This window comes from Agromyces sp. NPDC055520 (assembly GCF_053619715.1).
Genome location: NZ_JBSHJY010000014.1, coordinates 41737 through 55988, shown reverse-complemented (window position 1 = coordinate 55988; position 14252 = coordinate 41737). Strand labels below are relative to the sequence as shown.

Annotated in this window: 12 protein-coding genes; 8 read left to right on the top strand and 4 right to left on the bottom strand. The window is 71.4% G+C overall.

Annotated features, from left to right (window positions below):
* Positions 1-56: 56 nt before the first annotated feature.
* The 3 genes from ACWGST_RS08295 to ACWGST_RS08285 all read right to left on the bottom strand — a co-directional run bounded on the left by ACWGST_RS08295 (position 57) and on the right by ACWGST_RS08285 (position 3196).
* The gene (locus ACWGST_RS08295) at positions 57-728 is read right to left on the bottom strand and encodes a response regulator (RefSeq protein ID WP_452046188.1); all 672 of its coding nucleotides are present in this window, start codon (positions 726-728) and stop codon (positions 57-59) included.
* Entirely contained in the window at positions 725-2077 is a 1353-nt protein-coding gene (locus ACWGST_RS08290) for a sensor histidine kinase (protein WP_452046187.1), read from the bottom strand. The genes ACWGST_RS08295 and ACWGST_RS08290 overlap by 4 nt, the downstream gene beginning before the upstream one ends.
* Before the next feature lie 102 nt (positions 2078-2179).
* Positions 2180-3196 (bottom strand): alpha/beta hydrolase fold domain-containing protein, encoded by a 1017-nt coding sequence (locus ACWGST_RS08285; RefSeq protein WP_452046186.1) that lies wholly within the window; start codon positions 3194-3196, stop codon positions 2180-2182.
* A gap of 142 nt (positions 3197-3338) precedes the next feature.
* Here ACWGST_RS08285 and ACWGST_RS08280 point away from each other — a divergent pair, with 142 nt between their 5' ends.
* The 7 genes from ACWGST_RS08280 to paaZ all read left to right on the top strand — a co-directional run bounded on the left by ACWGST_RS08280 (position 3339) and on the right by paaZ (position 12983).
* Positions 3339-4034: a collagen-like triple helix repeat-containing protein gene (locus ACWGST_RS08280; protein WP_452046185.1), complete on the top strand. Its 696-nt coding sequence runs from the start codon at positions 3339-3341 to the stop codon at positions 4032-4034.
* Positions 4035-4274: 240 nt separating this feature from the next.
* Positions 4275-6524: a DEAD/DEAH box helicase gene (locus tag ACWGST_RS08275; RefSeq protein WP_452046184.1), complete on the top strand. Its 2250-nt coding sequence runs from the start codon at positions 4275-4277 to the stop codon at positions 6522-6524.
* Between the two features lie 158 nt (positions 6525-6682).
* Positions 6683-7759: a hypothetical protein gene (locus ACWGST_RS08270; RefSeq protein WP_452046183.1), complete on the top strand. Its 1077-nt coding sequence runs from the start codon at positions 6683-6685 to the stop codon at positions 7757-7759.
* Positions 7760-7923: 164 nt separating this feature from the next.
* The gene (locus ACWGST_RS08265; RefSeq protein WP_452046206.1) at positions 7924-9120 is read left to right on the top strand and encodes an acetyl-CoA C-acyltransferase; all 1197 of its coding nucleotides are present in this window, start codon (positions 7924-7926) and stop codon (positions 9118-9120) included.
* Positions 9120-9890: an enoyl-CoA hydratase/isomerase family protein gene (locus ACWGST_RS08260; RefSeq protein ID WP_452046182.1), complete on the top strand. Its 771-nt coding sequence runs from the start codon at positions 9120-9122 to the stop codon at positions 9888-9890. Before ACWGST_RS08265 ends, ACWGST_RS08260 begins: the two co-directional genes overlap by 1 nt.
* Positions 9887-10756 carry a 3-hydroxyacyl-CoA dehydrogenase family protein gene (locus tag ACWGST_RS08255; protein ID WP_452046181.1) on the top strand — a complete coding sequence of 290 codons (870 nt, stop codon included), beginning with the start codon at positions 9887-9889 and terminating at the stop codon, positions 10754-10756. The genes ACWGST_RS08260 and ACWGST_RS08255 overlap by 4 nt, the downstream gene beginning before the upstream one ends.
* 127 nt (positions 10757-10883) lie before the next feature.
* Positions 10884-12983, top strand: coding sequence for a phenylacetic acid degradation bifunctional protein PaaZ (gene paaZ, locus ACWGST_RS08250; RefSeq protein WP_452046180.1), 2100 nt, complete (start codon positions 10884-10886; stop codon positions 12981-12983).
* Between the two features lies 1 nt (position 12984).
* Here paaZ and ACWGST_RS08245 read toward each other — a convergent pair whose 3' ends face one another.
* A complete protein-coding gene (locus ACWGST_RS08245) occupies positions 12985-14007 on the bottom strand; it encodes a linear amide C-N hydrolase (RefSeq protein WP_452046205.1) in 1023 nt (340 codons plus the stop codon).
* A 13-nt stretch (positions 14008-14020) separates the two neighbouring features.
* Here ACWGST_RS08245 and ACWGST_RS08240 point away from each other — a divergent pair, with 13 nt between their 5' ends.
* Entirely contained in the window at positions 14021-14245 is a 225-nt protein-coding gene (locus tag ACWGST_RS08240) for a hypothetical protein (protein WP_452046208.1), read from the top strand.
* The last annotated feature ends 7 nt before the right edge of the window (positions 14246-14252 follow it).

The following is a 14252-nucleotide window of genomic DNA, read 5'->3' as shown; positions in this document are numbered from 1 at the left end:
CGGCGGCGGGGTGATCATCACACGGCGGAGCGATTCGCGCCGGTACGGGCGTATGGTCACGAACCCGGTTGCACGAGCCCGGTGTCGTACGCCAGCACGACGGCGTGCACGCGGTCGCGGAGCCCGAGCTTCGAGAGGATCTTCGAGACGTGGGTCTTCACCGTCTGCTCGGCGATGAAGAGCGCCGCCGCGATCTCGGTGTTCGAGAACCCGCGGCCGACGAGGGTCAGCACCTCGCGCTCGCGCTCGGTGAGCTCCGACAGCCGCGAGGCGTCGATGCGAGGCGGCGGGGCCGAGCGTGCGAAGTCCTCGATGAGGCGGCGGGTCACGCTCGGCGCGAGCAGGGCGTCGCCCGAGGCGACGATGCGCACGGCGGCGACGAGCTCCTCGGGCGTCGCGTCCTTCAGGAGGAACCCGCTCGCCCCGGCGCGCAGCGCCTCGTAGACGTAGTCGTCGATGTCGAACGTCGTCAGCATGAGCACGCGCGGCACGTAGTCGCTCGAGCGCGGCGGGGTCTGCAGGGCGCGCGTCGCCTCGAGGCCGTTGCGACCCGGCATTCGCACGTCCATGACGACGACGTCGGGTCGCAGTTCGTGCGCCATGGCCACGGCCTGGTCGCCGTCGGCCGCCTGCCCGACGACCTCGATACCGGCCTGGGCGGCGAGCACGGCCGCGAAACCGGCTCGCACCATCGCCTGGTCGTCGGCGATGAGCACCGAGATCGTCACGCCGTGCCTCCGTCCGACCCGAGTGGAAGGGTCGCGAGTACACGGTAGCCCCCGTCCGCCCGCTCGCCGAACTCGGCGCGACCGCCGAGCAGTGCCGCCCGCTCGCCGATGCCGACGAGACCGTGGCCGCCGCCCTTCGCGTCGGGCGCCGGAACATCCGTCGCCGCCTCGTTGTCGATGCAGACGACGAGGTCGTCGGCGATCACCTCGACCGACACGTAGGTGGGCGCGCCGGGCGCGTGCCGCACGACGTTGCTGAGCGCCTCTTGCACGATGCGGTACGTCGCCGTCGCGGCGAGCCCGCCGTCGGGCAGGGAGGCGTGGACGGTGAGCGTCACCGGCACTCCGGCGCGTTCGACGGATGCCGCGAGCTCGGGCAATTGGGCGAGCCCGGGTTGCGGCGCGGTCTCGGCCGCGGTGTCGGCGCTGCGCAGCACCCCGAGCAGTTGCCGCATCTCGGTCATCGCCGAACGGGCCGACGCCGCGATCTCGGCGAACTCGGTCTTGGCGGCGTCGCTCAGCCCCTCGACCCGATACGGTGCGCTCGTCGCCTGCACGTGGATGATCGACAGTCCGTGCGCGACGACATCGTGCAGTTCGCGCGCGATGCGGTTGCGCTCCTCGACGAGCACGCGCCGCTGCTGCTCGGAGGCCGAGTGCGCGCGCTCGCGGAAGAGCTCGACGCCGATCACCCGGCGCTGTGCGAGCAGCACCGAGATCGCGCACGCGAGCGCCGTGACGGCGGCACCCGTGATCATGCTCGCCGCCGCGCCCGTGTCGACGAAGGCGAACGGCAGCGTCACGACGACGCCCATGCCCCACGCGATGAGGCCGAGACGCCACTCCCACATGAGACCCAGCACGATGAGCAGCACGCCCTGGCTGACGATCGAGGTGACCGGCCACGGCCACGGCGCCACATCGGAGCCGAGCGAGAGCAACGCGAAGGCGAGCAGCCCCGCCGCCGAGACGCCGGCCGCGACCCACGGCCAGCGAACCGCGAGCGGCAGGGCGACGGCGAGCGCGAGGCACGTGGCGGCCGCGGCGAGCAGCTCGATGTCGTAGATCGTCGCGGCCAGCGGCAGCGACACCGAGAAGAGGATGACGGCGCCGAGCGCGGTCGACACGAGCATCCACGCCCGGAACTGCCGTTCGTCGGCCGTGATGCGGGCGAGCCGGGCGGGCGCCGCCGGGATCGACGGCACGGGCGGCACGACGGGCGCGGCCGGGCGGGGTGGTGCAGGGCGCGTCGATGCTGCGGGTCGTCGGCCCGCTCCGGGTCGCGGCGTCGCGGCATCGGCCTGCGGCGAGGCATCCGCTCGGCCCTGCTCGGAATGAGGAATCTGCACCATTTGCCTGTAGCCAATCACGCGGCGCGCCGCGCTGCATCCCTCGCGAGGGCGATTCGCACCCGTACGCGGGTACTGGATCGCATTCGCCGCGCCTGCGGCTCAGCCCAGGTGCGCGTGCAGGAACGCGGCGACACGCGTGCGCATCGCCGCGTCGAGGATGCCGACCGAATGGTCGTCACCGGGAACGATCGCGAGTTCGACGTCGACGCCGGCGGCCGCGAGCGTCGACGCGAGGCGGTGCGACTGGCCGAGCGGCACGACCTCGGCCTCGGCCTGGCCGATGAAGAACGGCGGATCGCTCGGGTCGGCGTGCGTACCCGCCGAGGCTTCGGCCGCCTGGGGGCAGGCCTCGTCGCTCGCGCCGGGCGCGCAGCCGAGATAGTCGCCGACGATACCGAGCAGCCAATCGGATGCCGCGTCGGCTCGGAGCTCGGCCGCCCCGAGCGCCACGGGGCCCGAGAGCTCTGCGACCGCCGCGACCCGTGAACCCGTGTGGAGCGGGCCGTCGCCCGTGGTGCCGAGCAGCGCCGCGAGATTGGCACCGGCCGATCCCCCGAACGCGCCGATGCGGTCGGGGTCGATGCCGAATCGTTCGGCCTGTTCGGGTGCGCGCAGCCACTCGACCGCGAGCGCGACGTCGTCGATCGCGGCGGGGAACCGCGCCTCGGGCACGAGCCGGTAGTTGACGGATGCCGCGACGAACCCCTCGCTCGCGAGCCACAGGCAGGTCGCACGCCAGTCGGCGTTCGCCTTGTCGCCGCGCGCCCAACTGCCGCCGTGGATCGAGACCACGGCCGGAAGCGGTGCATCGGTGAGTTCGGCGCCCGGCGGGGTGCAGATGTCGAGGGTGAGCAGGGTGCCGTCTTCGCGGGTGCCGTACTCGAGGTCGGATTCGACGCCGACCCGTGGCGGCGCCGTGAACGTGCGGATGCCGATGACCTCGGTGCCCGCGACCTCGCTCACCGCGTCGATGCCGCGCGGTTCGATCTCGCGCAGCGGCTGATGGAAGCCCGAGAGCGCGCTCACGCTCGCGATGGCGGCTGCAGCGGCCGCGACGGCCCACACCACTCGCGGGGCGCGAGTGCCGGAGCCGCCTGTGCGTCGGGTCGAGGTCACACCGGGCTCCGGGTTCAGGGGTGGAGTGATGCTACCTCACGTCTACCCAATGGGGTGCACCGCTCGCTACGCTGGGCGCGACGCGGCTCCGCACCGTGCCGTCACGGGTCGACCGGAGCGCGAGACGTGAGGGGCGTGCGCCATGAGTGATGACCGGAACCCGCAGGGGGCATCGAGCGAATCGACAGGATCTCCGGCGGTATCGGCAGGGTCGGCCGCGCCGGCCGGTGTGAATCGCGCGACGCTGATCTGGATCGGCGTCGCGGTCGTGCTCCTCTCGTTCGTGGCGTCGTTCCTCGGGGCGACGGTGGCGCGATCGAACGACGCCGCCGAGGTGGTCGCGACGCCGACGCCGACGACCGAAGCGGTCGACGAGGCCGCCTACGAGGAGGCGCTCGAGGAGATCCTCCCGGCCGGGTCCGCCGTTCGGGCGGGTTCGGGAGTACCCGAATCCGGCAAGGGCTACGACGGCGACGTCTACATCGACATCGCCACGTCCGACGTCTACCTGTTCACCGACGGCGACTGGCAGCTCGTCGGCAACATCCGCACCTCCGCGGCCGAGAACCTGACGGGCGCGACGGGTGCGCAGGGCGAGACGGGTGCGCAGGGCGAGACCGGGGCGAAGGGCAAGACCGGTGCGCAGGGCGAGACCGGTGCCCCGGGCGCACCCGGCACCCAGGTGCTGCTCGGCACGAGCGAACCGACCCCCGAGACCTGCACGACCGACGGCGACGTCTTCGTCGACACCGCGACCGTGACGTTCTACGAGTGCACCGGCGGGGCGTGGGTGCTCTCGGGTGCCACAGCCGCGCCGGCACCGACCCCCGAGGGCTGAGCCGTACCGGCCCCTGCTGCGTGCGGGACTTTCCCAGCCGATTCCGGTATCGTAGCCGAGTCGGTTCTGGACACCGCGCTGTGCGCGGATGGGTTTGTGAGTCCAAAGGGCCGGTTTCGAGGCACAGGCCTCGGATAGTCACCGTATGTGAACGGCCCCGGTCGACGATGCTCCGGGTTCTCAGTGTGCTGCGCCTGCAGTGGCGCTGCCATGTACACGAGTACAACCCAGGAAGTCACCATGCCCAAGAACAAGAAGCCCCAAGGCGGCAGACCCGCCAAGAACTTCGATCCCTCGTACGCGAAGGGCGGCTCGAAGGGCGGCCCGGCACGCGCCGGATCGTCCAAGCCCGGCTCGCGCAGCGAAGGCCACCGCGGCTACCGCGCCGAGACCGAGGCGCCCCGCAAAGAGCGCTGGTCGCGCGACGAGCGCGTCGCCACCGGCCGTGCGCCGCACCGCTCGGAGCGCGACGGTCGCGATGAGCGCGCTCCGCGTTCGTTCGATCGCAACGACCGCAACGATCGCCCGGCGCGTTCGTACGATCGCGACGACCGTGCGCCTCGTTCGTTCGATCGCAACGATCGCCCCGCGCGTTCGAACGACCGCAACGACCGCCCTGCGCGTTCGTACGACCGTGACGACCGCGCCCCTCGTTCGTTCGACCGGAACGACCGCAACGATCGCCCCGCGCGTTCGAACGACCGCAACGACCGCAACGATCGCCCTGCGCGTTCGTATGACCGCAACGATCGCAATGACCGACCGGCTAGTCCGAGCTACCGCGAAGATCGTCCGGTGCGTCCGGTGCGTCCGGTGCGTTCGTTCGATCGCGACGACCGCGCTCCTCGTTCGTTCGACCGCAACGATCGCCCGGCGCGTTCGTTCGACCGCAACGATCGCCCGGCGCGTTCCTACGACCGCAACGATCGCCCTGCCCGTTCGTTCGACCGCCCCGATCGCGCACCGCGTTCCTACGACCGCGACGACCGCGCGCCTCGCCGCGACGTCGACCGCCCCGGCTTCAAGGAGTCGGGTCGCCGCGACTCGAGCTTCTACCCGGCCAAGGACCAGGGCGACCGCCACGCGAAGGCCGACGACGTCGTGCTCGAGCGCCTCGAGGCCCAGGCCATCCAGGCGACCGACGCCGACGGCGTGAGCTTCGCCGACCTCGGCCTCGGCGGCAACGTCGTGGCCGCGCTCAAGCAGCTCGGCGCCGAGTCGCCGTTCCCGATCCAGGCCGCGACCATCCCGGTCGTGCTCGAGGGTCGCGACGTGCTCGGCCGCGGCAAGACCGGCTCGGGCAAGACCATCGCCTTCGGCGCCCCGACCGTCGAGCGCCTCATGAAGCTCTGGGCCGAGTCCGGCAAGGCCGGCGGCAAGCGCCAGATGGGCCGCAAGCCCCGCGCGCTCATCCTCGCGCCGACGCGTGAGCTCGCCCTGCAGATCGACCGCACGGTGCAGCCCATCGCGCAGAGCGTCGGCCTCTTCACCACGCAGATCTACGGCGGTGTGCCGCAGGGCCGCCAGGTCGGCGCGCTCCAGCGCGGCGTCGACATCGTGATCGGCACCCCCGGCCGCATCGAAGACCTCATCGAGCAGCGCCGCCTCGACCTCTCCGAGGTCGTCGTCACCGTCATCGACGAGGCCGACCACATGTGCGACCTCGGCTTCCTCGAGCCCGTGCAGCGCATCATCCGCCACACCGCCGATGGCGGCCAGAAGCTCCTCTTCTCGGCCACCCTCGACCAGGGCGTCGCGGCGCTCGTCGACGAGTTCCTCGTCGACCCGGCCGTGCACGAGGTCGCCGGCGAAGACCAGGCCTCCTCGACGATCGAGCACCGTGTGTTCGTCATCGGCAACCACGAGAAGCGCGACATCGTCGCCGAGCTCGCGAACCGAGAGGGCAAGACGCTCGTCTTCAGCCGCACCCGTGCGTTCGCCGAGGACCTCACCGAGCACCTCGAGGACTACGGCATCCGTGCCGTCGCGCTGCACGGCGACCTGAACCAGTCGCGTCGCACGCGCAACCTGCAGCAGCTCACGAGCGGCCGGGTCAACGTGCTGGTGGCGACGGATGTCGCGGCACGCGGCATCCATGTCGATGACATCGACCTCGTGATCCAGGCCGACGCGCCCGACGAGTACAAGACCTACCTTCACCGCTCGGGCCGCACCGGCCGCGCCGGCAAGGCCGGCCAGGTCGTCACGCTCATTCCGCGCAACCGCCAGCGTCGCATGACCGAGCTGCTCGACCGTGCCGAGATCGACGTCGACTTCGTCGACATGCGTCTCGGCGACGACTTCGCGGGCGAGCTCGAGCGCGGCACGGCGGCCGTCCAGGCCGTCGACTCGCTCGATGCGGCCGCCGAGGTCGAGGAGACCGTCGAGGTCGAGGAGACCGTCGAGGTCGAGGAGACCGTCGAGACCGTCGAGACCGTCGAGATCGTCGAGATCGAATCGGCTGCGGCCGACGAGGAACTCGCGCACTGAGTCATCCGCTCACCTGAAACGGGGCCCGCGTCCAGACGGACGCGGGCCTCGTTTCGTCCCACCGGCGGAGTCGCCGCCTGCGGGCAGCGATCGCCCTGATCGGCTGCCACCGGGACAGCCCTGATGCGCCGTTCCCGAGGCGTCACTAAGCTCGCGCCATGCGTCTTCTGCACGGCTGTGTCGCCGCCGCCCTCGTTCTGCTGCTCAGCGGGTGCACGGCACCGGCGCCGAGTGCGACGACGCCCGCCGCCGAGCCGGCACCGGTCGAGACCACGCCGGCGGGGCCGCTCACGTGCGACGATCTCGCGTCGACCGACCTCGTGGCCGCGGCGCTCACCGGTGCCGACGGCGTCGTGCCCGAACTCGTCGAGGCGTGGTGGCCGCGTGCCGGTCTCGGCGAGATGGCCGTCGCCGCGGCCGGCGGGCTCGACTGCTCGTGGCGTGCGGGAGCCGCGGTGAACCCCGACGAGTACGGGGCGACCGACGGGCGCTACCTCAGGGTCGAAGTGCTGCCGGGCGGCGGCCCCCTCTGGCAGCCGTACCTCATGGGCGACGGGCCCGCCCAAGACGCCGACCAGCGCGACATCGGCGGCGCCCCCGGCCTCGCCACCTGCGGCGACCCCGGATGCCGCGTCTCGGTGCCGATCGGCGACGCCTGGATCCAGGTGGAGTTGACGCCCGACGGCTGGAACGCTGACCGGTCGGTGTTCGCCGGGATGGTTCCGGGACAGGTCCTCGACGGCGTGGTGGCCGTCGCGGCATCCGCAGTCGAGGCCGTGGAAGCTGCAGGGCCGACGGGACTCGGTGCGGCGAGCCCCGCCGAACCGGTCGACTGCGAGTCCGTGCTGCCGGCAGCTGAAATCGAGACGCTCGACGGCGCGCCGGCGGAGTGGCGTACGACCGGCGCGACGCTGCCCGAACAGGTCTGGTTCGACGACGCGGCCCGTCACCTCGCCGGTTTCGTCGGATGCCAAGGCCCCGGCGCAGCGCCGACCCTCGAGATCGCCCCCGGAGGCGCGGCGCTCGTGGCAGCATTCGCGGCGCGGGCCGACGGCGCAGCACTGCTCGCGCCGGTCGCTCTCGCGGGCATGGCGCCCGAGGATGCCGCGGTGACCGACTGCACGGAGGGCGCGAAGTACTGCACCGTGGTCTTCTCGCACGACGGCACCGGGTACTCGATCAGCGCGGCCGCCGACACGACGGTGCGCTACGCCGAGCTCGTGCTCGCCGGCTGAGGCACTCTGCCAGGCGGTCGCAGCCGCCGCGCGGGCGGGCGCGGGCGGGCGCGGGCGGGTGGCGGGCGGGGCGCGGGTTTGCCATACTTACTTCCTGAACGTTCGGTCGGGAATTGCGGCCGCCATGACAGTGCAGTCAGGAGACGGTGACCATGAACAGCGCCATGACCGAGGCCTACCTCGTCGGCGGCGTGCGCACGCCGGTGGGGCGCTACGGCGGAGCCCTCGCCGGGGTGCGGCCCGACGATCTCGCCGCCCTCGTCGTCGGCGAGCTCGTGCGACGCACCCGCCTCGACCAGGCCGGTGAGCTCGGGGCGATCGACGAGGTCATCCTCGGCGCCGCGAACCAGGCGGGCGAAGACAACCGCAATGTCGCCCGCATGTCGGTGCTGCTCGCGGGCCTGCCCGACGAGGTGCCCGGCATCACGGTCAACCGGCTCTGCGCCTCGGGCATGTCGGCGATCACGATGGCCGCGCAGGCGATCAAGGCCGGCGACGCCGATCTCATCATCGCCGGCGGCGTCGAGTCGATGACCCGCGCGCCCTGGGTGCAGGCCAAACCCGAGAAGGCGTGGGCCAGGCCCGGTGCCGCGTACGACACCTCGATCGGCTGGCGCTTCCCCAACCCGAAGCTCGTCGCCCGTGACAAGGCGACCTTCTCGATGCCCGAGACGGCCGAAGAGGTCGCCCGCATCGACGGCATCACGCGCGATGAGGCCGACGCCTTCGCCCTGCGCTCGCAGCAACGCGCGGCCGCCGCCATCGCCGCGGGCCGCTTCGAGGCCGAGATCGTGGGGGTGCCGACGCATCGCGGCGAGGTGCTCGTCGACGAGGGGCCCCGCCCCGAGACGACGCTCGAGGCGCTCGCCGGGCTGCGCCCCGTCGTGCACGGCGGATCGGTGGTCACGGCCGGCAACTCGAGTGCGCTGAACGACGGCGCCTCGGCGATCCTCGTCGCGAGCGCCGCCGCCGTCGAGCGTTACGGGCTCACGCCTCGCGCCCGCGTCGTGGTCGGCTCGTCGGCCGGGCTGCCGCCCGAGATCATGGGTCTCGGCCCCGTGCCCGCGACCGAGAAGGCGCTCGAGCGTTCGGGCATCGACCTCGACGACATCGGTTCGATCGAACTCAACGAGGCCTTCGCGACCCAGTCGATCGCGTCGATGCGCCGCTTGGGGCTCGACCCCGAGCGCGTGAACGCCGACGGGGGAGCGATCGCCCTGGGGCATCCGCTCGGCTCGTCGGGTTCGCGGCTCGTCGTGACGCTGCTCGGCCGCATGGAGCGCGAGGGTTCGCGCTACGGACTCGCCACGATGTGCGTCGGCGTCGGCCAGGGCAGCGCGCTCATCGTGGAGCGCGTCTGATGCCCGCCGCCGGCGCAGGGTCTGCCGCATCCGCCGACGCGCCGCTGCTCGTCGAGCGGCGCGACGACCGGGTGATCGCCACCCTCAACCGACCCGAGAAGCGCAACGCGATCGACCAGGCGACGATCGATGCCCTGCACCTCGTGTGCGCCGAACTCGAGGCGGTGCCGCGCACCCTCATTCTCACGGGCGCCGGCGGCGTCTTCGCCTCGGGCGCCGACATCGCCGAGCTTCGAGAACGGCGAGCGGATGACGCGCGCTCGGGCATCAACGCGAACGCCTTCGTGCGGATCGCGCTGCTGCCGATGCCCGTCATCGCCGCCCTCGACGGGTACGCGCTCGGCGGCGGCGCCGAACTCGCGTATGCGGCCGACATCCGCATCGCGACGCCCGCGCTGAAGATCGGCAACCCCGAGACGGGTCTCGGCATCATCGCCGCGGCCGGTGCGAGCTGGCGGCTGAAAGAGATCGTCGGCGACGCCCGTGCGATCGAGCTGCTGCTCACCGGGCGCACGGTCACCGGGGCCGAGGCGCTCGAGATCGGGCTCGTGAGTTCGCTGCACCCGGCTGACCAGCTGCTCGCGGCCGCGCACGCGATCGCCGACAGCGTGAGCCGCAACGACCGCGCGGCGACGATCGCGACGAAGCGCGTGTTCCGTGCGCCGCGTGACGCGCACCCCGCAGTCGACCTCGAGGAGCAGGCCGTGCTCTTCGAGAGCCCCGAGAAGCTGCGGCGCATGACCGAGTTCCTCGAGCGGAGGCAGAAGTGAACGAGACCGACACCGGGGCTCCGGCCGACGTGGGCGTGCTGGGCGGCGGGCGCATGGGCGCCGGCATCGCGCACGCCTTCCTGCTCGCGGGTTCGCGGGTCACCGTCGTCGAGCGCGACGCCGCTGCCGCCGCGGCGGCTACGACACGGGTGCTCGAGTCGGTCGCGGCCTCCGTCGCCCGGGGCACCGCCGACGACGACGAAGCCGCGATCGCCGCCCGCTTCGCCGCCACGACCGATGTCGCCGACTTCGCCCGCTGCGACCTCGTCGTCGAGGCCGTGCCCGAAGACCTCGAACTGAAGATCGACGCCCTCACCCGCGTCGAGTCCGTGCTCGCACCGGGGTCGGCTCTCGCGTCGAACACCTCGTCGATCTCGATCGACCAGCTCGCGGCGCTGCTCGACCGGCCGGCCCGGTTCCTCGGCCTGCACTTCTTCAACCCCGTGCCGGCGTCGACGCTCGTCGAGATCGTGCGCGGCGAGGCGACGGGCGGCCCACTCGTCGAGCAGGCCCGCGGCTGGGTGCGCGCGATCGGCAAGACCCCGATCGTCGTCGCGGATGCCCCGGGGTTCGCGTCTTCCCGGTTGGGCGTCGCGCTCGGACTCGAGGCGATCCGCATGCTCGAAGACGGCGTCGCCTCGGCAGAAGACATCGACGCGGCGATGAGCCTCGGCTACAAGCATCCGATCGGCCCGCTGCGCCTGACCGACATCGTCGGACTCGACGTGCGACTCGGCATCGCCGAGTACCTCTCGTCGACGCTCGGCGAGCGCTTCGATCCGCCCGCGCTGCTGCGCCGCATGGTCGCCGAGGGCAAGCTCGGACGCAAGACCGGCGAGGGCTTCTACCTCTGGGACGCCCCGTGATGCCCCGCAACTGCACGCGGCTGCGCCCCGCCCACTCCACCCCCGAAACGTCGCAGATGGCGATTTCATCGTCTGCATGGTCGCCATCTGCGACGTCTCGACGCCCGTTCGACGAAAGGCATCCCCGATGAACACGATCCTGCCGAGCTATGTGAACGGCGAGTGGTGGGCGCCGGCCCTTCGACGAGCTCAGGGACCGGAGCCGGAGACGACCGAAGTGCGCGACGCGTCGACCGGCGAGGTCGTCGCCCGCGTCTCGACCGAGGGGCTCGACCTCGGCGCCGCACTCGAGTACGCCCGCACCGTCGGGCAGGCCTCCCTCGGCGCCCTCACCTTCCACCAGCGCGCCGTGCTGCTCAAGCAGATGGCGCTCGCGCTGACCGAGCGCAAGGCCGAGCTCTACGAGCTCTCCGCGCGCACGGGGGCCACGAAGCAGGACTCGTGGGTCGACATCGACGGCGGCATCGGCGTGCTGTTCACGTACTCCTCGAAGGGGCGTCGCGAGATGCCGAACTCGAAGGTCTACGTCGACGGCGCGGTCGAGCAGCTCTCGAAGGACGGCTCATTCCTCGGACGGCATATCTACACCCGGCTGCCCGGCGTCGCCGTGCAGATCAACGCCTTCAACTTCCCGGTGTGGGGCTCGCTCGAGAAGCTCGCCCCGGCCTTCCTCGCCGGCGTGCCGACGCTCGTGAAGCCCGCGACGCCCACGGGCTACCTCGCCGAGGCGTTCGTGCGCATCCTCGTCGAGTCGGGCCTCTTGCCCGAGGGGTCGCTGCAGCTCGTCTCCGGCAGCGTGCCGACGCTCTTCGACCACCTTCGACTCGGCGACCTCGTCGGCTTCACCGGCTCGGCGTCGACCGCCGAGAAGCTGCGCTCGCACGACTCGGTGCAGACCGGCGGCGTGCGGTTCACGAGCGAGACCGACTCCATCAACGCGAGCGTGCTCGGCACCGACGCGGTCGCCGGCACCCCCGAGTTCGACGCCTACGTGAAGCAGCTCGTCACCGAGATGACGACGAAGGCCGGCCAGAAGTGCACGGCGATCCGACGGGCGATCGTGCCCGCGGCATCCATCGACGCCGTGATCGACGCGGTGCGCGACCGCATCGCCGAGCGCGTCGTGCTCGGCGACCCGCGCGCCGAGGGCGTCACGATGGGCCCGCTCGCCTCGATCGCGCAGCGCGACGAGGTGCTTCGCCAGGTCGGGCGTCTCGAGGCGGGCGGCGGCGAGCTCGTCATCGGTTCGATGGATGCCCCGGCGGTCACCCTCGCCGACGGCGCCACCGGCGAGGCATCCGACGGCGCCTTCGTCGCGCCCATGCTGCTGCGATTCGCGGATGCCGCGAGCCCCGCGCTGCACGAGGTCGAGGCGTTCGGCCCGGTCTCGTCGATCCTCGGTTACGACACCGTCGCCGAGGCCGCGGCCCTCGTCGCCCGCGGCGGCGGATCGCTCGTGACGAGCGTCGCGACGCACGACCCCGGGGTCGCCGTGGCGCTCGCGGCGGGTATCGCGGCGTACAACGGCCGCGTGCTCTTCCTCGATCGCGACGACGCGCGTTCGTCGACCGGCCACGGCTCGCCGCTGCCGAACCTCGTGCACGGCGGACCCGGCCGCGCCGGCGGCGGCGAGGAACTCGGCGGCATCCGCGCCGTGCTGCACCACATGCAGCGCACGGCCGTGCAGGGATCGCCCGAGATGCTCACGGCGCTGACCGGGGTCTGGCACGCGGGAGCGGCCTCGACGCCGTTCGCCGAGGCCGGCGAGCCGCACCCGTTCCGCAAGTCGCTCGCCGAGCTGAAGATCGGCGACCAGGTCGTGAGCGCCTCGCGCACCGTGACCCTCGACGACATCGAGACGTTCGCCCACTTCACGGGCGACACGTTCTACGCGCACATGGACGAGGCGGCGGCCTCGGCGAATCCGTTCTTCCCGGGCCGGGTCGCGCACGGCTACTTGCTCGTGTCGTGGGCCGCCGGTCTCTTCGTCGACGCGGCCCCTGGCCCGGTGCTCGCGAACTCGGGACTCGAGAACCTGCGCTTCGTGACGCCCGTGTCGCCCGGCGACTCGATCCGCGTCGAGCTCACGGCGAAGCAGATCACGCCGCGCGAGACCGACGAGTACGGCGAGGTGCGGTGGGATGCGGTGCTGAAGAACCAGCACGACGAGCTCGTGGCCGCGTACGACGTGCTCACGCTCGTCGCGAAGGAGCAGGCGCCGACCTGAGCTACTTCTTCTTGCCCACCAGGGCCTGAACGCTCTTCTTGATCTCTTCGAACGCGTCCTGCTTCTCGGCGACGAATTCCAGCGCGCGTACGCCCGTCGCGAGCGCGTCGCTCGTGAGTTCTCCGACGTCGGTGAACTTGTGGCTCACGTTGCCTGCAAGACCGCCCTCGAGCGCCAGCCGGCTCACGAGATCGAGCCTCAGGGTCTTCGTTCCCTCGTTGAAGCTGAGCTCGTCGAAGTCCACCCACACCATGCCGGGGCGCGTCGTCGACTCGAACACGTAGCGCTTGTTCGTGAGGTCGAGCACGACCTGCCAGATCGTCTGGGAGGCATCCGGCTTGCCCGGCTCCGGGGTGCGGAACGGCTGCGCCGCGTTCCGGATGATGCTGAACATGGCCGCGATCGCGTCGACCTGCGTCTTGGGCTGGACCTGATGTTCCACATAGAAGAGCGCGCGAGCGAAGCGGTCGCTCGCCAGGGTCGACCCGGGGAGCGGCTTGTCGCCCCCGAGGCCCTGGTAGACGCCCACCAGCTCGAGTTGTTCGTCATAGGTCGGCGAATTGGTCATGACCTTGTAGTCGCGGCTGTGGTAGACCTTGGGCTTGCCGTCGGTGTACTCGATGATCGCGGAATCACCGGTCGCGTCGTTGATCGCCAGATGCAGGGTCGGCACCAAGTGCCCGGTCGGATCGAACAACTGCGCGATCTCGACCTGCGACTGGTTGGTCCACTCGACCGCGTCCGCGACGGTGGAGAAATTGTCGAGGTAGTACTGGAGCCAGACGGCTTGGCTCAGCTGGGTCGCCGACGCGTCGGGCTTTCCATAATCCGACTCGGCGAGCCACAGGATGTGTCCGGCGAAGCCCTCTTCGTTCATACCGTCCGTCGCGATGAGGTCGAACGCCGTGGCGACGACGCTCCCGTACTTCGAACGCCAGCGGAGGTTGCCGTGCACTCCGTCAGTACGTTCGATGCCGCGCGGGTACTTCCAGAGGTTGGAGAGGAGATCCATGTGGAAATCCATGTTGCGGCCGACGATGACCGATCCGTTGGCATCCGACCATACGACTCGTGTGCACATGGCTGTCGCACATCCCTTCTTCGCTGACGTGCATCGGCGCTGCCGCAACGCCCGTTCTGACGGGGTTCGCGACACCGATGCGCGTGCTTCGACGTACGCCCAGCGTACGAAGACGCGGGTGCGCGCCGGATGCCGCTCGGGGGATTTCACCACCGGCGTCACCCGCGACATCACCCGGTGATGATGCT